At 67.1% G+C, this 20,019-nt stretch carries 19 protein-coding genes and 3 tRNA genes; 16 read left to right on the top strand and 6 right to left on the bottom strand.

All coding sequences use genetic code 11. The annotated features are described in order from the left end of the window. Position 1: 1 nt before the first annotated feature. Positions 2 to 1,444 carry an NCS2 family permease gene (locus tag ACZ9BC_RS18900; protein ID WP_476247287.1) on the bottom strand — a complete coding sequence of 481 codons (1,443 nt, stop codon included), beginning with the start codon at positions 1,442 to 1,444 and terminating at the stop codon, positions 2 to 4. Positions 1,445 to 1,554: 110 nt separating this feature from the next. Here ACZ9BC_RS18900 and ACZ9BC_RS18905 point away from each other — a divergent pair, with 110 nt between their 5' ends. After that, the gene (locus ACZ9BC_RS18905) at positions 1,555 to 2,196 is read left to right on the top strand and encodes a copper resistance CopC family protein (RefSeq protein WP_476247288.1); all 642 of its coding nucleotides are present in this window, start codon (positions 1,555 to 1,557) and stop codon (positions 2,194 to 2,196) included. A 39-nt stretch (positions 2,197 to 2,235) separates the two neighbouring features. On the opposite strand, the gene ACZ9BC_RS18910 is transcribed toward ACZ9BC_RS18905, so the two are convergent. Continuing rightward, positions 2,236 to 2,862, bottom strand: a complete 627-nt coding sequence (locus ACZ9BC_RS18910; RefSeq protein ID WP_115526275.1) for an NAD(P)-binding protein — start codon at positions 2,860 to 2,862, stop codon at positions 2,236 to 2,238. Between the two features lie 437 nt (positions 2,863 to 3,299). On the opposite strand from ACZ9BC_RS18910, the gene ACZ9BC_RS18915 reads away from it, so the two are divergent. The 5 genes from ACZ9BC_RS18915 (at position 3,300) to ACZ9BC_RS18935 (ending at position 10,429) form a co-directional block, all read left to right on the top strand. Further along, positions 3,300 to 4,340 carry a universal stress protein gene (locus ACZ9BC_RS18915; RefSeq protein WP_079598389.1) on the top strand — a complete coding sequence of 347 codons (1,041 nt, stop codon included), beginning with the start codon at positions 3,300 to 3,302 and terminating at the stop codon, positions 4,338 to 4,340. A 36-nt stretch (positions 4,341 to 4,376) separates the two neighbouring features. Beyond that, positions 4,377 to 7,172, top strand: a complete 2,796-nt coding sequence (locus ACZ9BC_RS18920; RefSeq protein ID WP_476247289.1) for a PEP/pyruvate-binding domain-containing protein — start codon at positions 4,377 to 4,379, stop codon at positions 7,170 to 7,172. Between the two features lie 71 nt (positions 7,173 to 7,243). Continuing rightward, entirely contained in the window at positions 7,244 to 8,566 is a 1,323-nt protein-coding gene (locus ACZ9BC_RS18925) for a LolA family protein (RefSeq protein ID WP_476247290.1), read from the top strand. Then, on the top strand, positions 8,563 to 9,561 hold the full coding sequence (locus tag ACZ9BC_RS18930) for an ABC transporter ATP-binding protein (RefSeq protein ID WP_476247291.1): 999 nt from the start codon (positions 8,563 to 8,565) through the stop codon (positions 9,559 to 9,561). Before ACZ9BC_RS18925 ends, ACZ9BC_RS18930 begins: the two co-directional genes overlap by 4 nt. Before the next feature lie 70 nt (positions 9,562 to 9,631). Next, positions 9,632 to 10,429, top strand: a complete 798-nt coding sequence (locus tag ACZ9BC_RS18935) for an ABC transporter permease (protein WP_115526272.1) — start codon at positions 9,632 to 9,634, stop codon at positions 10,427 to 10,429. 39 nt (positions 10,430 to 10,468) lie between these two features. On the opposite strand, the gene ACZ9BC_RS18940 is transcribed toward ACZ9BC_RS18935, so the two are convergent. From ACZ9BC_RS18940 to ACZ9BC_RS18950, 3 genes are read right to left on the bottom strand one after another with little or no spacing between them, the layout of a single operon-like run. Further along, entirely contained in the window at positions 10,469 to 11,389 is a 921-nt protein-coding gene (locus ACZ9BC_RS18940) for a cation diffusion facilitator family transporter (protein WP_476247292.1), read from the bottom strand. Between the two features lie 10 nt (positions 11,390 to 11,399). After that, the gene (locus ACZ9BC_RS18945; protein ID WP_476247293.1) at positions 11,400 to 11,828 is read right to left on the bottom strand and encodes a metallopeptidase family protein; all 429 of its coding nucleotides are present in this window, start codon (positions 11,826 to 11,828) and stop codon (positions 11,400 to 11,402) included. A gap of 9 nt (positions 11,829 to 11,837) precedes the next feature. Continuing rightward, the gene (locus ACZ9BC_RS18950; protein WP_476247294.1) at positions 11,838 to 12,863 is read right to left on the bottom strand and encodes a DMT family transporter; all 1,026 of its coding nucleotides are present in this window, start codon (positions 12,861 to 12,863) and stop codon (positions 11,838 to 11,840) included. A 126-nt stretch (positions 12,864 to 12,989) separates the two neighbouring features. Here ACZ9BC_RS18950 and ACZ9BC_RS18955 point away from each other — a divergent pair, with 126 nt between their 5' ends. Continuing rightward, entirely contained in the window at positions 12,990 to 13,673 is a 684-nt protein-coding gene (locus ACZ9BC_RS18955; protein WP_476247295.1) for a DsbA family protein, read from the top strand. A gap of 35 nt (positions 13,674 to 13,708) precedes the next feature. On the opposite strand, the gene ACZ9BC_RS18960 is transcribed toward ACZ9BC_RS18955, so the two are convergent. Next, a complete protein-coding gene (locus ACZ9BC_RS18960; RefSeq protein ID WP_476247296.1) occupies positions 13,709 to 14,749 on the bottom strand; it encodes a PHP domain-containing protein in 1,041 nt (346 codons plus the stop codon). 165 nt (positions 14,750 to 14,914) lie between these two features. On the opposite strand from ACZ9BC_RS18960, the gene ACZ9BC_RS18965 reads away from it, so the two are divergent. The 9 genes from ACZ9BC_RS18965 to ACZ9BC_RS19005 all read left to right on the top strand — a co-directional run bounded on the left by ACZ9BC_RS18965 (position 14,915) and on the right by ACZ9BC_RS19005 (position 20,018). Continuing rightward, positions 14,915 to 14,987: transfer RNA gene (locus tag ACZ9BC_RS18965), tRNA-Glu, on the top strand. A gap of 91 nt (positions 14,988 to 15,078) precedes the next feature. Further along, positions 15,079 to 15,152 (top strand) — tRNA-Asp (locus ACZ9BC_RS18970). Between the two features lie 48 nt (positions 15,153 to 15,200). After that, positions 15,201 to 15,276, top strand: a tRNA-Phe gene (locus tag ACZ9BC_RS18975). Positions 15,277 to 15,926: 650 nt separating this feature from the next. Continuing rightward, positions 15,927 to 17,522 carry a glycoside hydrolase family 68 protein gene (locus ACZ9BC_RS18980; RefSeq protein WP_275728645.1) on the top strand — a complete coding sequence of 532 codons (1,596 nt, stop codon included), beginning with the start codon at positions 15,927 to 15,929 and terminating at the stop codon, positions 17,520 to 17,522. A 217-nt stretch (positions 17,523 to 17,739) separates the two neighbouring features. After that, complete coding sequence (locus ACZ9BC_RS18985; protein ID WP_476247297.1) at positions 17,740 to 18,201, top strand: Asp23/Gls24 family envelope stress response protein; 462 nt, start codon at positions 17,740 to 17,742, stop codon at positions 18,199 to 18,201. Continuing rightward, positions 18,198 to 18,389 (top strand): hypothetical protein, encoded by a 192-nt coding sequence (locus ACZ9BC_RS18990; RefSeq protein WP_079598399.1) that lies wholly within the window; start codon positions 18,198 to 18,200, stop codon positions 18,387 to 18,389. Before ACZ9BC_RS18985 ends, ACZ9BC_RS18990 begins: the two co-directional genes overlap by 4 nt. Beyond that, positions 18,386 to 18,766, top strand: coding sequence for a hypothetical protein (locus ACZ9BC_RS18995; RefSeq protein ID WP_275728638.1), 381 nt, complete (start codon positions 18,386 to 18,388; stop codon positions 18,764 to 18,766). The genes ACZ9BC_RS18990 and ACZ9BC_RS18995 overlap by 4 nt, the downstream gene beginning before the upstream one ends. Beyond that, positions 18,763 to 19,410 carry a hypothetical protein gene (locus ACZ9BC_RS19000; protein WP_476247298.1) on the top strand — a complete coding sequence of 216 codons (648 nt, stop codon included), beginning with the start codon at positions 18,763 to 18,765 and terminating at the stop codon, positions 19,408 to 19,410. The genes ACZ9BC_RS18995 and ACZ9BC_RS19000 overlap by 4 nt, the downstream gene beginning before the upstream one ends. Further along, a complete protein-coding gene (locus ACZ9BC_RS19005; protein ID WP_476247299.1) occupies positions 19,407 to 20,018 on the top strand; it encodes a hypothetical protein in 612 nt (203 codons plus the stop codon). Before ACZ9BC_RS19000 ends, ACZ9BC_RS19005 begins: the two co-directional genes overlap by 4 nt. Position 20,019 lies beyond the last annotated feature (1 nt).

Below are 20,019 nucleotides of genomic sequence, written 5' to 3' on the forward strand. Positions count from 1 at the left end.
GCTACATCCCCAGGGCGGCCTCGATGGGACCCACCGCGAAGAACAGCAGGAAGGCTCCTGCCACAGCCCACATCAGTGGATGGATGTCCTTGACCCTGCCCTGGACAGTGCGGATCAGCACGTACGCGATGAATCCGGCGCCCAGGCCGTTGGCGATGGAGTAGGTGAAAGGCATGAGGGTGAAGGTGAGGAAGGCCGGGATGGCGATGCCCCAGTCCTGCCAGTCGATCTTGCCTACTTGGGACACCATCATGAAGCCCACCACCACAAGGGCGGGGGCGACGGCTTCGAACGGGACCAGGTTGATGAGCGGGGTGAAGAACATGGCCACCAGGAACAGCAGTCCGGTCACGATCGAGGCGATGCCGGTGCGTGCACCTTCGCCGATGCCCGCGCCGGCTTCCACGTAAATCTGGTTGGAGGACACGGAGGCGCCGCCGCCCACGATCGCGCCCAGCGCGTCCACCTGGAGGACCCGGTCCACGTTGGGAATGTTGCCGTGCTCGTCCACCGTGCCTGCTTCGTTCGCCAGGCCCACCATGGTGCCCATCGCGTCAAAGAAGATGCTGAGCAGGATGACGAAGGCCAGCAGGGTTGCGGCCACGAAGCCCAGGTTGTCGAAGGCGCCGAACGGGTTTGCCTTGCCGATCAGGGAGAGGTCAGGGGCGGCCCATTCCGAGAACGCCGGGGCCACCAGGGACCAGCCCTGCGGGTTGAATTCCTTGCCGGGAACCACGCTGGGTCCGATGTGCAGGGTGAGTTCGAGGATCACCGAGATGACCGTGGAGGTGATGATGCCGATCAGGATGGCACCTTTGACTTTGCGCACCACCAGGGCGATGGTCAGGACCAGTCCGAACACAAAGACGGCGGTGGGCCAGCCCAGGAGCTTGCCGTCAAAACCCAGGCCCACCGGAACGGTGGTGCCGGCAACGTCGGGGATGCGACGGACAAAGCCGGCGTTCACAAGCCCGATCAGCGCGATGAACAGGCCGATGCCCACCACGATGGCGGTCTTGATCCCGTCCGGCACGGCCTTGAAGACGGCCGTACGGAACCCGGTAAGGACCAGGATCAGCATGGTGACGCCGGAGAGGACCACCAGGCCCATCATGTCCGGCCACGTCAGTCCCGGGTTGGTGGCCACGGTGACGGCAACAAAGGCGTTAACGCCAAGGCCGGTGGCCAGCGCGAAGGGATGCTTTGCCCACGCGCCCATCAGGATGGTGAGGATGCCCGCCACGAAGGCCGTGACCGCTGCAACCGCGGGAAAGCCCAGGGTGTTGCCGCTCGAGTCCGGGCCGGAAAGGATCAGGGGGTTCAGCACCACGATGTAGCTCATGGCGAAGAACGTGGCGAAGCCGCCCCGGATCTCGCGGGAAAGGTTGGAGCCGCGCTCGGTGATCTTGAAATACCGGTCCAGGGCAGAGCCTTGCTTAAGCATTAGTCCTCCGGGGAAGTCTGTGGGGATACCTGAATCCTATGGGTGTGACGGCGGGAGGGCCCGCAAATTCCCCTAGTCTGTAAGGAAGCCAACACAAGGAGCAGTCCCGCATGCGTTTTATCCGCCGCCAATTGCTGAGCCTCTTGCTCGGGTCCCTCGTTTTTGCCGGAGCCCTGCTGGGCTTTGCCGGCCCGGCCGCTGCCCACGACGCCGCCGAGTCCAGCAACCCGGCCCAGGGGGCGTCCCTGCCGAGCCCGCCCGCGCAGGTGTCGGTCACCTTCAGCAATAAACCGCTCGGCATCGGCGCCTCCTTCTCGGTCAAGGACGCCTCGGGCGCCGAATGGGCCGACGGGCCCGTGGAGATCGTGGACAACGTGGCGTCGCAGAAACTCCGGGCGGGCGGCCCGGCCGGTGAATACACGGTGTCGTGGCGGGTGGTCAGTTCCGATTCCCACCCCATCGAAGGCACGTTCGGCTTCACGGCGGCCGGCGCAGCGGAGGGAACGGGCCAGGCAACAACCCCGGCAACGGGCCAGGCAACAACCCCGACGGCGGCCGCAACAGTTCCGGGGATGGGCACCGCTGAGCCTGGTGTCACCGCGGAACCGTCCGTGCCGGCAAACTCCGGGGAGCCGTTCCAATGGAGCATCGTCATTTTCGCCGCGGTGGCCGTGGGCCTGCTCGCGGTGCTGGCAATCCTGGCGAAGCGGCGTCTGTCCGCCGGCGGCGAAGAGCAGCCGGACGGGAAATAGCCGTACCGGCAGGACAGGATCACTGGCAGGGCTGGATCCCTAGCAGGGCAGGATTGCAAAGCTTCCCGTCGGCGGGAAGGCCGTGCTGTCCGGGTGGACCTTGGCGGAGATGGCCTGGCCAACCGTTTTTGCCTGGCGGAGGACTTCCTTGGGTGACGGCGTGATGAGCTCGCCAACGCCCACGAGGTAGATGCCGATGGCCCGCATGGCGGCGGCAAGGTTGCGTCCGACGGCGATCCCGAAGTCATTGATCATCCGCCGGAGCTGGCTGTGGGCGCAGCGGGTGAGGACGATGTGGTCTGCCACCAGGATGCCGGTGGGGGTGTGGACTTCCCACTGTGGGCCGGCAGCGTCGGCCGGGGAGGGCTCCACCATGGTCAGCTGGACGGCGCGGGTGGTGTTCCGCACGTCCACGTGGTGGCTGGCGGCGTAGTTGCGCAGGTGCCGGAGGATCTCGTTCCGTTCCCGGAGGGTGGCGGAGTCCGCTGCATCGCAGCGCTGCAGTGAAGCTGTGTTGGCAGGCTGGGCCGCGCCCAGTATGTCGAGCCCGTCCACCACGATGGAGTCAATGCCGCGGCGGCGCAGTTCGGCGGCAACGGCCAGGCCGGAGAGACCCGTGCCAATGATCACGGTGGTGGTCTGTTCGGTCCCGGCACTCCCAGGCATGCTTGACACTACAGTTTCCCTCCTTCGAAAGTTTCGGCAGGTGCCGGCGTCCTCGCCGGCGCGCGTTCCGTATCCCCCAAAGTCCGGCCGCAGCACGTTGGCGGGCAGCCCTGACGAGAAGTGGCAGCAGGCGTCCCGGACCAACAATGTCCTGAAGACTACAGAACAATCCGGGTCAGGCATAGCCCAAAACGCAAACATTCTTCTGCAGGTGAACGCGCTTTCCGCAGCACTGCCCTGAGCCTGTGGAAATCTTGTGGATAACCTGCGCTTCCGTGGCCTGAACAGGCTTGCTATGGCACAGCGGACGGAGAATAGTGAGAAGTGGAGGCCGGTTGTTTCCCGGGCGGCTGCGGCTGCCGGCCGGGTGCTTGGGGAACGCCAGGCTTCTGGCAGAATAGCCGCAATATCAGGCAGTAGCGCAAGGAGGCGGCCCCATGGGCGCACGAGAGTTGCATCCGGACCCGGCACGGGACGGTGGTGGCACTTCTGCCGCGCCCGATGGAATCGTTGTGGGCGTTGATGGTTCGGACCATGGCCAGTGCGCCCTGGTGTGGGCAGCACGCGAGGCCCAGCGCCGGCGTCGTCCGTTGCACATCGTCACGGCATACTCCGTGCCCATCTTCGCTGCGTCCGGCCTTGACGGCGGCTACGCCACCGTGGATGACTCCGTGATCCGCGAAGGTGCAGAGGCCATCGTCAAGCAAGCACTTGCAAAAGTTGCCGGGTACGACATCCAGGTGAGCTCCTCCGTGGAGAACGGCGATGCCTCCGGAGTATTGCTGGAGATGTCCGAAACCGCGGAACTGCTGGTGTTCGGCACCAGGGGCCGGGGCGGCTTCGTGGGCCGGCTCCTTGGCTCGGTGAGCAGCGCCCTGCCCGCGCACGCCAAATGCCCGACGGTGACGGTGCCGCTGATCTGTTCGGACCGGTTGGGTGAAACAACCGAGGACCGGCGCATCAAGGCTGAACAGGCCAAGGCAGGTCACCAGCGCGTGGAGAACGTGGTGGTGGTCGGCGTTGACGGCTCGGAACAGGCACGGGTTGCCGTGCTGGAAGCTGCAGACCAGGCTGAGCGGCTGGGCGCGGCCTTGCGTGTGGTGTGCGCGGTGCCCCAGTACAGCGGATCGCTCGCCTGGGTTCCCGCTCCGATGGACCGCAAGGCCCTCTTCGCGGACATCCAGGTAACGCTGGACGCCGGCATGTCCTGGCTGCGGAGCCATTACCCCGGCCTTCCGGCGGAGTCGGAATTGCGGGACGGCTCGCCCGTGGACGTGCTGGTTGGGGAAAGCAGGCACGTTGAGCTTGTGGTGGTGGGTACCCGCGGCCGCGGCGGGTTCACCGGGATGCTCCTGGGGTCAACCTCCGACGGCGTGCTCCACCATGCCAAGGGCCCGGTGATGGTGGTTCCGGACCGCGAAGACCCCCGCCTCGCCGACCGCGCCCGCTTCGGGCCGATCCTCGGCGACGCCGCCTAAGACGGCAGGCACCCGGCCACCAGGGAAGGCACGCACATGCAACGGCCGGAGGAGGCTGGGGAGAGCACCGGTGACGGCCTGGTCCGGAACCTGCGCTCTCTTGATGCCGGAATGCTCGCCCTCGTGGGAGGCAAGGCCGCCAACCTGGGCGGGCTGATGGCAGCCGGGCTGCCGGTGCCGCACGGCTTTTGCCTCACCACTGATGCCTACCGGCACATCACCGGCGCCCCGCACAACCTGCTCCCGGCGCTCGCCGGGATCCATGCCGCCCTGAAGCCGCGCTCCGGAAGTGGTACTCCTGAGCTGCCTGCGCTTGCCGGCCTGGCGGCTGCTGCGCGCAGCGCCATCCAGGAGGCACCCATTCCGGCCGGCATAGCCGCCGCGGTGGAACAGGCCTACAACAGCCTTGGGCCGGAGGTGCCCGTGGCGGTAAGGTCCTCGGCCACAGCGGAAGACCTTCCCTTCGCCAGCTTTGCCGGGCAGCAGGACACCTACCTCCACGTGGTGGGCGCGGGTCCCGTCCTGGAAGCAGTCCGGAAGTGCTGGGCTTCGCTGTGGACGGACCGGGCCACCGCCTACCGGGCCAGCCTCGGGATTGATCCTGACGACGTGGCCCTGGCAGTGGTTGTCCAGCAGATGGTGGACGTGGAAGCCGCAGGCGTCCTGTTCACCGCCAACCCTGTGACCGGACGCAGGGGACACGCCGTCATCGATGCCAGCCCGGGCCTGGGCGAAGCGGTGGTTTCAGGGGCGGTCAATCCGGACCATTACGTCGTGGACGCCGCTGCCGGCCGGGTTGTCGAGCGGAAACTGGGCGACAAACGGGTAGCTGTCCTGGCCCTTCCCGGCGGCGGGACCGAGACCGTTGACCTGCCACCCGCGCCGGATTCTTCCTGCCTTTCCGACGCCCAGGCGACCGGACTGGCCCGCCTGGGACAGCAGGCAGAGCAGTATTTCGGTGCGCCGCAGGACATCGAGTGGGCCATCGACCATAACGGCACCCCGTGGCTGACGCAGTCAAGGCCCATCACCACGCTGTATCCGGTCCCTGCACGGAACGGAACCAACCAGGCCAACAGCAACGGCAACACCGGCGGCACCAGGGCGTACCTCTGCTTCAGCCTTGCCCAGGGCCTGACCCGTCCCCTGACGCCGATGGGACGCGCCGCCCTGAGGCTCATCGCTTCCTCGGTCGCCGGCGCGGCAGGCTTCCGGGTTCCCGACCCGCGGCGCGGACCGTCCCCCTATGCCGAAGCCGGACAGCGCATCTACATCGACGCCACCACTCCACTGCGGAGCACCGTGGGCCGGCAGATCCTGCCCCGCGTCTTCGACATCATGGAGGCCCGCTCCGCCACCGTCCTGCGGCAACTTTTCGACGATCCGGCCTTTTCCGTGACGCGCAGGACCCCCTGGGGGCTGCTCCGCCACGTCGTGCCCGCAGCGGCCCGCGCCAAAGCTCCGGAATCGGTCCTCCGCGGACTGGTCCGGCCTGCTGCTGCCCTCCGGCGGATGAAGAGGTTCACGGCCCAATTCGACGCCGCGCTGGCGCTGCCGGGTGACACCGGAGCCGGGGAACGCCTCGACCACGCCGAAAGGCTCCTGCAGACGCGCTTGTTCGCGATCGTTCCCGCCATCCTGCCGTTGCCGGCGCTGGGATTCGCCATGCTGGCCGTGGCAGGCAAACTGCTGGGCGGGAACCGGTGGGACGAACTTCAGCCGGTGCTCCGCGGCCTGCCCAACAACGTGACCACCGAAATGGACCTTGAGCTGTGGCACCTGGCCGCGGCCATCAGGGACGACGCCGAATCCAGCGCGGCCCTGTTGACCCAGGACCCGTCCCGCCTGGCCCGGGAGTTCCTGGCCGGACGCGTGCCGCCACGCCTGGAGGCCGGCCTCACCAGGTTCCTGGACCGTTACGGGCACCGCGCCGTTGCCGAGATCGACGTCGGGATGCCCCGCTGGTCCGATGACCCTGCCCACATCCTTGGGGTCCTGGCCAACTATCTCCGGCTGGAGGATCCTGGGCTTGCCCCCGACGTCCAGTTCAGCAAGGCGGCAGAGGCTGCCGACGCGCAGGTGGAACGCCTCCTCGCACAGGCCCGGGCCCGCAGCGCCGTCCACGCCGTGTTGGTCCGCGGAGCCCTGCGCAGGGCGCGGCTGTTCGCCGGGCTCCGGGAGCTGCCCAAGTACCAGCTGGTGCTGGGCCTCGCCGAAGTCCGCCGGCAACTCCTGCACGTGGGCAGCGCGCTCACCGCCGCCGGCGTCCTCGGGCAGCCGGACGACATCTTCTTCCTCGACTTCGACGAAGCCCGGACGGCAGTAACCCGGCAGGCAGGCACGGGCGAAACTGGCGGCACGGGCACAACAGCCGAAGCCGGAGACATACGGAACCTTGTGGCGGAACGGCGCGAGGCGTACGCCCGGGAACTCGGGCGGCGGCACATTCCCCGGGTGCTGCTTTCGGACGGCACGGAACCCGAGGCACTCCGGCCTGCAGCGGAAAGCACTGTTGCCGGCGCGCTGGCGGGAAGCCCCGCGTCGGCCGGGTCCGTTACCGCTGCCGCCCGGGTCATCCTGGACCCGGTGGGCGCCCACCTGGAACCCGGCGAAATCCTGGTTGCCCCGTCCACGGACCCCGGCTGGACGCCGCTGTTCCTGACGGCGGGCGGGCTGGTGATGGAAATGGGCGGTCCGAATTCCCATGGTGCCGTGGTGGCGCGGGAATACGGCATTCCTGCCGTGGTGGGGGTGCCGGATGCCACGGCCAGGATCGCCACGGGGGAGAGAATAACGGTCGACGGCGGGGCGGGGACAGTAGTGCCTGCGTGACCTTCCGGAAGCCCCGAAGGTGGGGGATTGGAGCGCGTGTCTACCCGCCGTTGCAGGCGTACCCTTGAGCTATGGGCTCCGACATCATGGGCTCCGGCGGCAGATTCAACCGGCGGAGTACGCCCGGCACCAGGCGTGCATGGCTGCGGTGGGTGCCTGCCGTGGCAGCACCTGCAGTAATCGCCGCCGGCGTCCTGGCGGGGACCATTCCGGCGCGGGCCGGTGATCCCCTGCCCGCCAAGACTCCCGCTGAAGTCCTGGCGCTGCTCGGCGGGCACGACGGAGGGCACAAACCGCACTCGTTCTCGGGCACCATCGAGCAGTCCTCCGACCTTGGCCTGCCGGAGCTGCCCGCTGCCGGGCCCAGCTCAGGACCCGCATCTGCCGGCGGCGCAGCCTCGGTGTTCGAGTTGCTCTCCGGAGGGCACACCGCACGGGTCTACATGGACGGTAAAACCAAGGTCCGCATCCAGGTCATGGACCGGCTGGCTGAACGCGACATCATCCGCCGGGACAGCGACCTGTGGTTCTACTCCTCCAGGGACAACTCCGCAGCGCACCTGACCCTGCCGGCATTCGCCCGCGACCTGCCGCTTGTTGATCCCGGACTTCCGGGAAGTCCGCCCCCGGACCAGCCTGCAACGGTGCCGGCTGTACCGGAGCCTGCTGTACCGGACCAGTCAATGCCGGACCACGCGATACCGGACGGCGCCATGCCAGCCACGCCCCAGGAACTCGCCGAGCACCTGCTGGCCAAGGTGGACCCCACCACCGCGGTGCGGGTCGGGGACGACGTGGAAGTGGCCGGACGCGCAGCCTACAACCTGATACTTGAGCCGCGCACGGACGCCACCCTGGTGGGCAACGTGGCCATCGCGGTGGACGGGGAAACCGGAATGCCGCTGTCCGTCCAGGTGACCGCACGCGGTGCGGACTCGCCGTCCTTCCGTGCCGGGTTCACCAGCCTTTCCCTTCAAGCACCGGACGATTCGCTCTTCACCTTCGTCCCGCCACCGGGCAGCACCGTGGAGGAACTGCAGGTTCCGGCCACCGGGTGGCCGCCCGGCATCCGCAACCCTGGCATGATGATCACCCCGGACCAACTGGATGCCATCCACCAGCATCCGGACGGCATCCACCAGCATCCGGCCCCGCCCACAGTGACGGGGAAGGGCTGGGAAACTGTTGTGGAAATCCCTGCCGCGGCAGCGGGCGGTAGTCTCGCCGGCTCCCTGCTGAAGGATCCACTCCTGTCCCAGGCCGCCGTCGTCGTACCGGGCGGGCGGCTGCTGTCCACCACGCTCTTCAACGTTCTCATCACCGACGACGGCCGCATCTTTGCGGGCATGGTGCCGCCGGACAGGCTGCAGGCAGCCGCGTCGGCGGTTCCGTGAACCCTGCGGGCGGAAGCTCCCGCCCCGGGACTGACGGACTGGCCATCGAGACGCAGGGCCTGACGAAGCGTTTCGGCCAGCAGGTTGCGGTGGACGCCGTGGATCTTGCCGTGCCGCCCGGCTCAGTGTTCGGGTTCCTGGGCCCCAACGGGTCCGGCAAGACCACCACCATCCGGATGCTGCTGGGCCTGGCGGCGGCGTCGGCGGGAACGGTCAACCTGCTGGGGATGAACATGCCGCGCCGGTTCCAGGACGTGCTTCCCCGGGTGGGCGCGCTGGTGGAGGGGCCGGCGTTCTACCCCTTTCTGTCCGGAGCGGCCAACCTCCACCGCCTGGACGCCGCCGGCCGCCACACCGTGCCGTCCACACGCAAGGCCAGGGTGGACCGGGCCCTGGAACGTGTGGGGTTGTCGCACGCAGCAGGAAAAAAGGTCCACGCCTACTCGCTGGGCATGAAGCAGCGGCTGGGCATCGCCAACGCCCTGCTGTCCCACCGGGACCTGCTGGTCCTGGACGAGCCGACCAACGGGCTGGACCCGCAGGGCACCCGCGAAGTACGCAACCTGGTCCGGTCTCTGGCCCACGACGGCGCCACTGTCTTTGTCTCCAGCCATCTGTTGGCGGAGGTGGAGCAGATGTGCACGCACGCCGCCGTCATGAGTGCCGGCCGGCTGGTGGCGCAGGGGCCGCTGGCCGACCTGCGGAGGGCGGGCAGCGCCCGGATCAGGCTGCTGACACCTGACGCCGGGGCGGCCCGTCCGGTCCTGGCCGGGCTTGGCCTGGAAGTGGAGGCAGGCGGCGTCCAGGCCGACGGCGAGATCCTCCTGGCTGACCTGGCCTCCCCTGGAGGTGGTGCTGACGGCCGCCTTCCGGAGGACATTGTGGGGCACCTGGTGGCGGCGGGGGTCCGGGTCAGGGGATTTGCCGTCGAACGCGAAAGCCTGGAAGACCGTTTTGTTGCCTTGACGGGGGAGGGGTTCGACGTTGCCCAGTAGTGTCCCGGCGGACGTCCCGGGAGTGGCCTTACGACCGGCCGGGGTGCCCCGCGGGTCCGCGTTTTCACTGATGCTGTCTGAACTGAGAGTGTTGTTTGCGCGCCGCCGCACCTGGGCGCTGTTGCTGGCGCTCGCGGCCATACCTGTGCTGGTGGCCGTTGCGGTGCGGGTGTCCTCCTCCGTCCCGCCGGGCCGTGGCCCTGCTTTCCTTGACCGGATCAGCCAGAACGGCCTGTTCGTCGCCTTTACCGCGATGCTGGTTTCGGTCCCCTTGTTCCTGCCGCTTACGGTGGGGGTGGTTGCCGGGGACACGATTGCGGGCGAGGCGAACCTGGGAACGCTGAGGTACCTGCTGGTTGCACCTGCCGGGCGGGTGCGGCTGCTGCTGGTCAAGTACGCGGGGGCGCTCGCATTCTGCCTGGTGGCACCCCTCACCGTGGCCGTTGCCGGTGCGGCCATCGGCGCGGCGCTGTTTCCGGTAGGGCCGGTGACACTGCTGTCCGGCGACGTGATCCAGCCGCCGGAAGCTGCCGTCCGCATTCTCCTGATTGCCGCCTACCTTGCGGTGTCCCTGGCAGGCCTGTCCGCCATCGGGCTGTTCCTCTCAACCCTGACCGTGGTCCCGGTTGGCGCGATGGCCGCCACCGTGGTGGTCTCGGTGGTGTCCCAGGTCCTGGACCAGCTGCCCCAGCTGGAGTGGCTGCACCCATGGCTGTTTAGCCACTATTGGTTCGGCTTTGGCGACATGCTCCGCCAGCCGGTCCTGTGGGACACGTTCGCCAGCAACGCGCTGCTGCAGGCCGGTTACATCACCGTGTTCGGGGCGCTCGCGTACGGGCGGATGGTCACCAAGGACGTCCTGAGCTGAGCCGCACCAGCCGTGTTGCCGAACTGGCCGTTTGAAGAACTACGCGTGCTGGTGCGCCTCGTGCTCGGAATGACTCGCAGGTTCCAGCTGGAAGGTGCAGTGGTCGGTGTCGAAATGCGAGCCCAGGCAGGTGATGAGCTTGTCCAGCAGCTGGTCGGCGCCGCGGGCGTTGAGCACCCCGTCCTCCACCACCACATGGGCGGAAAAGACCGGCACGCCGGACGTGATGGTCCAGATGTGGATATCGTGCACGTCGGTGACCCCGTCCACGGACAGGATGTGCTCACGGATCATCTGCACCTCCACGCCCTTGGGGCTGGCTTCCAGCAGCACATCCACCACGTCGCGCAGCAGGCTCCAGGCCCGGGGAAGGATCAGCAGGGCGATCACCACGGACGCGATGGTATCCGCGGCGTTGAATCCGGTCAGCATGATCACCACGGCCGCGGCGATGACGGCGAAGGAGCCCAGCAGGTCGCCCAGGACCTCCAGGTAGGCGCCGCGCACGTTCAGGCTTTCATGATGGGCGCCATGCAGGATCAGCAGTGACACGATGTTCGCGATGGCGCCGAGGATGGCCGCGAACAGCATGATGTCGGTCTGCACTTCCGGGGCGGCCCCGATCCGCCGGATTGCCTCCGAAAAGATGACCACGGAGATCACGATCAGGATCAGCGCGTTGGCCAGTGCAGCGAGGACTTCGGCCCGCTGGTACCCGTACGTGCGCTGGTCGCTGGCTGGCCGGCCGGCGATCCAGGATGCGAGCAGGGCAATGGTTACGCCGGCCGCGTCCGACAGCATGTGCCCGGCGTCAGCCAGCAGGGACAGGGAACCGGACAGGATGGCGCCCACAACCTGGACCAGGACCACGGCGAGAGTGATCGACAGCACGGCTACGAGCCGTTTCCGGTGCCGCCCGGTGGCGGTGATGCCGTGCGTGTGGCTGTGGTCGTGTCCCATGCCTACAAGGCTAGCCCCAGCCCAGCTCATGCAGCCGGTCATCCGAAATGCCGAAGTGGTGGGCGATCTCATGGACCACTGTCACCGCCACTTCGTGGATGACGTCCTCCCGGGACGCACAGATCTCCAGGATGGGTTCCCGGAAGATGGTGATCCGGTCCGGCAGCGAGCCGGCGTCCCACCAGGAATCCCGTTCGGTGAGGGGCACGCCTTCATAAACTCCCAGCAGGACTGTGTCCGGGTCCTCACCCGGCCCCGGCACGTAGTCGTCCTCGATGAACACGGCCACGTTGTCCATGGCGCGGGCCAGCTTGTCCGGGATGCTGTCCAGGGCATCTAACACCGCGGCTTCGAAGTCGTCGGCGGACATCCTGAAGCCGAGCGGTTCGTGGGGGCCCTCCGGAATGATGGGGAGGCCGGGCGGGAGGCTGGCAGGCATACCTCGACTTTAGTCCCGAACGTGCCCCTGCCGGATCCGCGCCTTGTGCCCGCCGCCCGGGCGTGAACGGCGCCGGGTGAGGCTGACTCCCACCAGGCAGATGAGGCCGCCCACCAGGCCCAGGGCAGTGGGGATTTCTCCCAGCAGGAGCCACGAAATCAGGACCGTGGTGCCGGGCACCAGGTAGGTGGTGGCGGCGAGTTTGCCCGCGTCAATGAGTGAGAGGGCGTAGGCCCAGGTGGTAAAGGCGATGGCGGTGGGGAAGATCCCCAGATACACCAGCCCGGCCGTCGCCCCGGGCGGGGCGGCCTGCACCTCGGCTGCCAGTTGCCCTGCGAAGGGCAGGCAGCAGACCGCACCCACCAGGATCCCGAACCACGTGGCCTGGGCCGCGGGGAACTTCCGCAGGACAGGCTTCTGGATGATGACGCTGACCGCGGCGAGTACGGCGGCCAGGAGGCAAAGCGCCACACCCGCCATCTCCGCCGTCGTGCTTTCCCCTCCGCCGGACACCGGCATGGTTCCCGGCCCGGACGCCGCCCCCTGCCCGGATCCCAGGGCGATCAGCGCAACCCCGGCGAACGCCACGGTGCTTCCGATCAGCAGCCACCTGGGAAAGCCTTCCTTCAGGAAGATGCCTGCCATGATGGCCACCAGGATGGGGTTGACGTTGATCAGCAAAGCGCTGGTGCCCGCGTCCAGGACATGTTCGGCGGCGTTCAGCGCCACGTTGTACCCGCCGAACCACATCACGCCGTACGCAAGGATGGGCCACCACTCGCGCCCCTTGGGCAGGTGCCGGCTCTTCAGGAGTTGCGGCAGGACCAGCAGGGACAGTACGACGGCGGCGATCGCCAGCCTGCCAAGCGTCAGGGAGCCTGGGGAGAAGTGCGGACCGATGGCCCGGATTCCTACGAAGGCAGATGCCCACAGCACCACGGTAACCACCATCGCTGCCACGCCCAGCGCCTTCAGTGGGGCGGCCTGGCCGGCAGGTGCGGGAACGGATGTGCTGGCGGGGGTGGTTGACGGCATGAAGCCAATGTATCCGGGCGCGGGAGCTGCAGGCTGGCGGAAATCGGCCACGTCTGGTCAACTTCCTGCCAAAGTTGCGCGGCGCTTGGGCAAGGGCAGCCTGCCGGCTCGGTTAGGATGCGGGTTATGGTCTCAAACCCTGCTCCTCCCCGTGATGCCGCACGCCTCGTCAGGACAATCATCTGGATCGTCCTGGCCCTCGTCGTGGCAGGCGGCGTCGCCTGGTATGCCTTCTTCGGAGCCGGGAAGCCGCAGCAGGCCGCCCCGCCGGTCCCCGGCTCGGAGCAGCTGGTCCGGGCGGACAGCCACCGGCTTACCATGCCCTCGGTGGAGAAAGCCCAGCTGGTGGAGTTCCTCGACTTCGAGTGCCCGTCCTGCGGCTCCATCCATCCCGTGGTGGAGCAGCTCAAGGTGGAGTTCGGAGACCGGATCACGTTCGTCCACCGGCATTTCCCGTTGTCGATGCACCCGAATTCCGGGCAGGCTGCCCTGGCCGCCGAGGCGGCCGGGCAGCAGGGCCAGTACCAGCAGATGGCCAACAGGCTGTTTGAAACGCAGTCCCAGTGGGCGGGAAGCCAGCAGTCGCAGGCGCCGTTGTTCCGCACTTATGCCCAGGAGCTGGGGCTCGATCTTGCCCTGTTCGACGCCGCGGTGGCCGACCAGAAGACCGAGGACCGGATCCTGGCCGACATCGCCGACGGCAAGGCGCTGGGCGTGAGCGGTACGCCCACCTTTTTCCTGAACGGGGAAAAGCTCACGCTGTCCACGCAGGCGGACTTCCGGCAGAAGCTGGCTGACGCGGCGAAGTAGCGTTCCTCTGCCGCGCCGGTCGCCTGGGAAGCAGGTTACGTCGCGGCTGCCCAGTCCAGCAGGCGCTCCACCGGCCAGGTGGTGATGATGCGCTCAGCCGGGACCTCGTTCCGTGCGGCCCGCTCCGCGCCGTACTGCAGGAAGTCCAGCTGTCCCGGCGCGTGGGCGTCGCTGTCGATCGAGAACAGGCACCCGGCTTCCAGCGCGAGCTGGATCAGTGCATCCGGTGGGTCCTGCCGTTCCGGCCGGGAATTGATTTCCACCGCCACGTTGTATTCGGCGCAGGCGGCAAAGACCTCCTTGGCGTCGAATTCGGACGGCGGGCGCGTTCCCCGCGAACCCTCCACCAGGCGTCCCGTGCAGTGGCCCAGGACGTTGGTGTGCCGTGCCTGGATGCCTCCGAGCATCCGCCGGGTCATGGTCTTCCGGTCCGCCCGGAGCTTGGAATGGACGCTGGCCACAACGATGTCGAGGCGGTCCAGCAGGCCGGGATCCTGGTCCAGCTCGCCCGACTCGAGGATGTCCACTTCGATGCCGGTCAACAGCCGCACCCTGCTGTCCGGGTTCCCGCTGCCGGACTGCCCGTTGGCATTGATTTCCGCCACCACGTCCAGCTGCCGCGTGAGCCGTTCCGGCGAGAGCCCGTTGGCGATGGTGAGGTTCGGTGAGTGGTCGGTGAGCGCCAGGTATTCCCGCCCCAGCACCCCGGCGGCCGCCACCATCAGCTCAATGGGGGAGCCGCCGTCGGACCAGTCGCTGTGGCTGTGCAGGTCCCCGCGCAGTTCGTTCCGGATCGCGGCGCCGCCGGTTGCCAGGGGCTGAACGCCCTTCTCCCGGAGGTCGGCCAGGTAGTCCGGGACCCCGCCGCCCACTGCCTGCTGGATGACCTGGTAGGTCCGGTCGCCGATGCCCTTCATGGATTTCAGCCGCCCGGTGCGGGCACGCTCCGCCACCTCCTCCGGCGGCAGCGGGCTGATGGCCGCGGCGGCCTTGCGGAAGGCCTGGACCTTGAAGGTGGCGGCGCGTCCGCGCTCCAGCCAGAAAGCAATCTCGTTGAGTGCTGCAACGGCATCCATCAGTCCATCTTCACCTGTTCTCCCTGTTCAGGCACGGTGTTTTGGGCCGATTTTGGAATATCCCGGACTAGGCCCTATAGTTTTAGAGTCCAGTTCGGAGAAACGCAAAGGACAAAGACGGAAAGCCTCGCTTTACGCCTTTTATTTTGTTCCGAACGGGTTCTGGCCCCCATCGTCTAGCGGCCTAGGACACCGCCCTTTCACGGCGGCGGCACGGGTTCGAATCCCGTTGGGGGTACGCAAGGAACTGGTCAAACAGACTAAAAAAGTCTGGTAGGCTGGAAGCCTTGAAAAAAGCGGTAGAGATACTGCAAATGCAAGAAACGCAAGGCCCTGTAGCGCAGTTGGTTAGCGCGCCGCCCTGTCACGGCGGAGGTCGCGGGTTCAAGTCCCGTCAGGGTCGCTCTGATTGTTGGAAGTAATTCCGGCTGTCATGGTGACTAGTCACCTAGGCTCTGTAGCTCAGTTGGTAGAGCGTTCGACTGAAAATCGAAAGGTCACCGGATCGACGCCGGTCGGAGCCACCACTGGGAAGCACCAGTTCTTCGGAACTGGTGCTTTTCTTCATTTAACGCACCGCCTTTTATCTGAATTAGCGGCCTCTATAGGGAACCAGGGGCAGGCGCCCGGTGCTGCATGATTCCGAGGGGCCCAACCGGACCGCTGACCCTGGCTCACCAGCTAAATCCCCCCTTCGCAGACAAATCCCCCTGGCGTTTCCAGGGGAGATGTCCATCTGCGGGGGTATGTCGCTGGCATCACGGATTTCCGTGGAGCAAAATCCTGTGAAGTGCCCCACAGAACCGCGCGTGGCACGAACCACACGGCCCAGACCAAGCGAAAAGGATTTGACTGACCTTTGAAACATTTGACTCGTGCAAAACCGTTGTGGCACGCGCGCGCCTTGGGATGCGTAAGCGCTTGCACATGACGCGGCCGGTCCGGACTCTGGGGCCCGCAACACGGTTTGGAGCGGGCCGTTCACCGTGCCTAGCGTGGACAGCGGCCCGGGATCTCCCCAGATACCGGGCCCGCATCGGGACCGCACCAAGTCCCTCCCCTCGATACAACGGCGTCCTCGATGACGCCAGCAGGGTTATCGGGGACTCCGGAGTGTGAGGAACAGGGCATCCGCCCGTCTTCCACGAACAGTTACAACTCCGCGAGAAGAGCAACAATGCACAAGCACCCCCAAACCCGCCGGCCGCTGCGGTGGCGTCCCGCCGCCGCAGCACTGGCGACGGCCGTAGCGGCCTCGGCCTTCCTGGCCGTGCCGTCGGCGCAGGCGAACGAGCCTGCGGACCCGCCGGCCGTTGAGCAGATGCCCGCGCCCACCCCTGGCTTCCCCCTCCCCACGGAACACACCCAGCAGGCCCACGATCCGGCGTCGGATTTCACCTCCAAGTGGACCCGCGCGGATGCCAAGCAGATCATGGCGCAGAGCGACTCCACCGTGGCTGCCGGCGAAAACTCCATGAGCCCCGACGTCACCATGCCGGAGATCCCCGAGGATTTCCCCGCCATGAATGACGACGTCTGGGTTTGGGACACCTGGTCCCTGACGGACGAGAACGCGAACCAGATCAGCTACAAGGGCTGGGACGTCGTCTTCTCCCTGGTCGCGGACCGCCACGCCGGCTACGGCTTCGACCAGCGGCACTGGAACGCCCGCATCGGCTACTTCTTCCGCAAGACCAACGCCGACCCGGCCAAGGACAAGTGGAACTACGGCGGACACGTCTTCGCTGACGGCGCCTCCATCGGAAACACCGAATGGTCCGGTTCCACCCGCCTCATGCAGGGCAACCAGGTCAACGTGTTCTACACCGCCACCACCTTTTACGATGTGGCCGAGCGGAACGCAGGTGGCGGCGGCATTGCCCCCGATGCTGCCATCGCCAAGGCACTGGGAAAGATCCACGCTGACGAGAACGGCGTGACGTTCGACGGCTTCCAGCACACCAAGCTGCTGGAACCGGACGGCACGATGTACCAGACCAAGGAACAGAACCCGGGCTTCGCCTTCCGCGACCCCTACACATTCGCCGACCCGGCCCACCCCGGAAAGACCTTCATGGTCTTCGAAGGCAACACCGGCGGAACCCGCGGTGAATACGAGTGCAAGCCTGAAGACCTTGGGTACCGTCCCGGCGACGCCAACGCCGAGTCCGTGGACGAGGTCAACAGCAGCGGAGCCTACTACCAGACCGCCAATGTCGGCCTGGCAGTGGCGGACAACAAGGACCTCACCAAGTGGTCCTTCCTGCCGCCCATCCTTTCGGCGAACTGCGTCAACGACCAGACCGAGCGTCCCCAGATCTTCATCCAGAACGAAGGCGGCAAGAACAAGTACTACCTGTTCACCATCAGCCACCAGTTCACGTATGCAGCGGGCATGCGCGGCCCCGACGGCGTCTACGGCTTCGTGGGCGACGGCGTCCGTTCCGACTACCAGCCGATGAACAACAGCGGCCTGGCGCTCGGTTCGCCGACGGACCTGAACCTGCCGTCCGAATCACCGGAGGCACCCACGCCCAACCAGAACGGTCGGCAGTTCCAGGCCTACTCGCACTACGTGCAGCCCGGCGGCCTGGTGCAGTCCTTCATCGACAACGTCAACGGTGTCCGGGGCGGCTCGCTCTCGCCCACGGTGAAGATCAACTTCCGTAATGGCGTCTCCCAGGTGGACCGCAGCTTCGGCCAGAACGGCCTTGGGCCGTTCGGCTACCTGCCCACCAACGTCCGCGTCGGCGGCGAAGGACACTACAAATAGACTGCGGCACCAGCCGTAACCGCCGCTGCTGAGCCAGCGGCACCGCTCAGGCGGGGATGTCCTTGGGGGCCTCCCCGCCTGGGTTCTTTCAATGTGGGCTGTTTAAAGGTGCGCTGGCAGCCGGCCAGGGAGCGCGGCAAAAGGCGGGCTGACAGGCATAACAGCACATCAGCGCCGGCTGGGGATAGGGTTGGAACAACAGAAGGGGGAGTGCCTGATGGAATACCAGAACCCACAACCCGGCCAGGGCAGTCACAGTACCGCCGTGCCGGTTCCCGTCCCGGTCCCGGGACTGGGCCGGACAGTGATTTCCGAAACGGCGGTGGCCAAGGTTGCCGGAATCGCCGCCCGTGCCGTCCCCGGTGTCCACTCCCTGGGGTCGGGGTCCCGCGCGCTGGGGGCCATCCGCGATGCCGTAGGCAGCAGTACGGACCATGCTGCGGGGGTCCATGCCGAGGTGGGCGAAACGCAGGTAGCTGTGGATATCAGCCTGGTGGCCAGCTACGGCACGCCCCTGCACGCCCTCGCCAACCAGGTGCGGGCGGCCGTTTACCGGGCCGTCGAGGAACTGGTGGGACTGCAGGTCATCGAGGTGAACGTCGAAGTCACCGACGTCTTCGTTCCGCCTCCTGTTAAACCGACAATACCGGGCACTGCCGACAGGGAGGCGCTGCTGTGAATCTCACTGTTGCAGGAATCGCGATGGGGGCCTTCGTTGCCTTCATGTCCCTCCAGTTCGGGCTGTGGGGATTCCTGATCTCCCTGCTCTTTATGGCCATCGGGGCATTCCTGGGCCGCGCCGCCGAGGGGAAGCTGGACCTGCGCGGCGTCCTGGACGCCATCACCGGCCGGCGCTCATCCTCATGAGCACGCCTGCGCCGGCTGTGCGGGGGCAGGCGCGCAGCGGCCACAACCGGATCAGCACGCAGGCATTGACAAGCCTCGCCAAAGCGGCGGCCGCCCATGCCCTGGGCGTCGATGCCCAGGATGTCCGGGCGGATTGGACGGACGACGACGGCCTCCTGGCTTTGTCCCTCGTCACGCCCATTAGCATTCCGCCTTTAAAGGATGTGTCCGTAGACCCGGCACGGGTGGAGGTTTTTGGCGGCTCCATCTGGGACCGCACCGTCCGGGCCAAAGCCCGCATCCTGGAAACTGTCACCGACCTCAGCGGTGCACAACTGAGCCGGGTGGATATCAGGATCAGCGGCGCCAGGATCAGTGAAGGAGGGCGCGTCCAGTGAGCAGCAGGGTTGAGGCCGGGGACCGCAGGTCCCGGAGTCCGGAGGGCAGTGACAACGGACGGCGTCCTGACATGCGCCGCGTGGTGTACCGCGAAACCCACTCAACAAGGGCGGCCGTTGCGATCGCCGCTGCAGTCCTGGTCACGGTGATCGCCGCCTACGGCCTCCTGGAAGCCGCCGTACACGCCATCGGCCAACCGGCCTGGCTCATCGAGCCGCAGATGGCGGCGCAACGTATCGTCGCGTTGCCCGCCGGCATAACCCCGCTTCTGCTTGGCGCGATCGGGGCAGTGATTGCCATGGTCGGCCTGGTCTTTCTCCTCAACGGAATACTTCCCGGACGGCGGGCCCGGCACCTTCTCTCAGGCCACGCCACCGCCCGTCCCGCCGTCGTGGTTGACGACGAAGTCATCGCCTCGTCGCTGGCCCGCCGCGCCAGGCTGGCGGCAAATGTCACCCCCGAACAGGTCATGGTGGTGGTCTCGCAACGGCAGGTCCTGGTGAACGTCAGGCCCACGTCCGGAGTACCCGTCGACGAGGGGACAGTCCTTGCCGCCATCGAGGACGAGCTGGACCAGATGGCGCTCGATCCGTCACCTGCCGCCCGTGTCAACGTGGCACCGTCAGGAGTGGTGGGCGCGTGAACAGCACACCAACCCTCCTCAACCGGATCCTGCTCACCGTCCTGGGCCTGAAGCTCCTGGCCATCGGTGTCCTGCTGATGCTGCTGGCCACCGTGCCCGCAGTCGCGGCGTGGTGGCACTCCTGGTCCCCGGGCGTGTGGAACGGGATCAACCAGATGTTCAACGCCACCAGGTTCCCGGGCCGGACCCAAAGCTGGCTGTGGATCATAGTGGCGCTGGTCCTGCTGCTGCTGATCGGGCTCATGGTGGCCTGGATCGCCCAGCAGGGAAAGGGACGGTCCAACCTTCTGGCCTCCGAGTACGATCCCGGTGAGGTTCCCGGTGACGTGCGGATTGGCGGGGGAGTGGCCGAGCAGGCCCTCAAGCACGCCCTTGCCGGACGTCCGGACCTTGCCGGAGCCACCGTAACCACCTACGACGTCAAGGGAACCCCTGCCCTGAAGGTACGGCTCCTGCCGCGCCAGGGGGTGGCGCCGCATCTGCTGGCCGCCGAAATCTCCGAGCTGCTGGCTGCCCTCGAAACCGTCGTAGGCAGGGAAACGCCCGTCCTCATCCATATCGGCGCCGGTGCGCGGACCCGCTTCGGCCGGGCCGAGCGGGTCCGCTGAC

This window comes from Pseudarthrobacter sp. TE3704, from assembly GCF_056279405.1.

Bases quoted from the DNA above. Each gene is read 5' to 3' on its own strand.
- ACZ9BC_RS18900 (WP_476247287.1), bottom strand. From the start codon at position 1,444: ATGCTTAAGCAAGGCTCTGCCCTGGACCGGTATTTCAAGATCACCGAG.
- ACZ9BC_RS18905 (WP_476247288.1), top strand. From the start codon at position 1,555: ATGCGTTTTATCCGCCGCCAATTGCTGAGCCTCTTGCTCGGGTCCCTC.
- ACZ9BC_RS18910 (WP_115526275.1), bottom strand. From the start codon at position 2,862: ATGCCTGGGAGTGCCGGGACCGAACAGACCACCACCGTGATCATTGGC.
- ACZ9BC_RS18915 (WP_079598389.1), top strand. From the start codon at position 3,300: ATGGGCGCACGAGAGTTGCATCCGGACCCGGCACGGGACGGTGGTGGC.
- ACZ9BC_RS18920 (WP_476247289.1), top strand. From the start codon at position 4,377: ATGCAACGGCCGGAGGAGGCTGGGGAGAGCACCGGTGACGGCCTGGTC.
- ACZ9BC_RS18925 (WP_476247290.1), top strand. From the start codon at position 7,244: ATGGGCTCCGACATCATGGGCTCCGGCGGCAGATTCAACCGGCGGAGT.
- ACZ9BC_RS18935 (WP_115526272.1), top strand. From the start codon at position 9,632: ATGCTGTCTGAACTGAGAGTGTTGTTTGCGCGCCGCCGCACCTGGGCG.
- ACZ9BC_RS18940 (WP_476247292.1), bottom strand. From the start codon at position 11,389: ATGGGACACGACCACAGCCACACGCACGGCATCACCGCCACCGGGCGG.
- ACZ9BC_RS18945 (WP_476247293.1), bottom strand. From the start codon at position 11,828: ATGCCTGCCAGCCTCCCGCCCGGCCTCCCCATCATTCCGGAGGGCCCC.
- ACZ9BC_RS18950 (WP_476247294.1), bottom strand. From the start codon at position 12,863: ATGCCGTCAACCACCCCCGCCAGCACATCCGTTCCCGCACCTGCCGGC.
- ACZ9BC_RS18955 (WP_476247295.1), top strand. From the start codon at position 12,990: ATGGTCTCAAACCCTGCTCCTCCCCGTGATGCCGCACGCCTCGTCAGG.
- ACZ9BC_RS18960 (WP_476247296.1), bottom strand. From the start codon at position 14,749: ATGGATGCCGTTGCAGCACTCAACGAGATTGCTTTCTGGCTGGAGCGC.
- ACZ9BC_RS18980 (WP_275728645.1), top strand. From the start codon at position 15,927: ATGCACAAGCACCCCCAAACCCGCCGGCCGCTGCGGTGGCGTCCCGCC.
- ACZ9BC_RS18985 (WP_476247297.1), top strand. From the start codon at position 17,740: ATGGAATACCAGAACCCACAACCCGGCCAGGGCAGTCACAGTACCGCC.
- ACZ9BC_RS18995 (WP_275728638.1), top strand. From the start codon at position 18,386: ATGAGCACGCCTGCGCCGGCTGTGCGGGGGCAGGCGCGCAGCGGCCAC.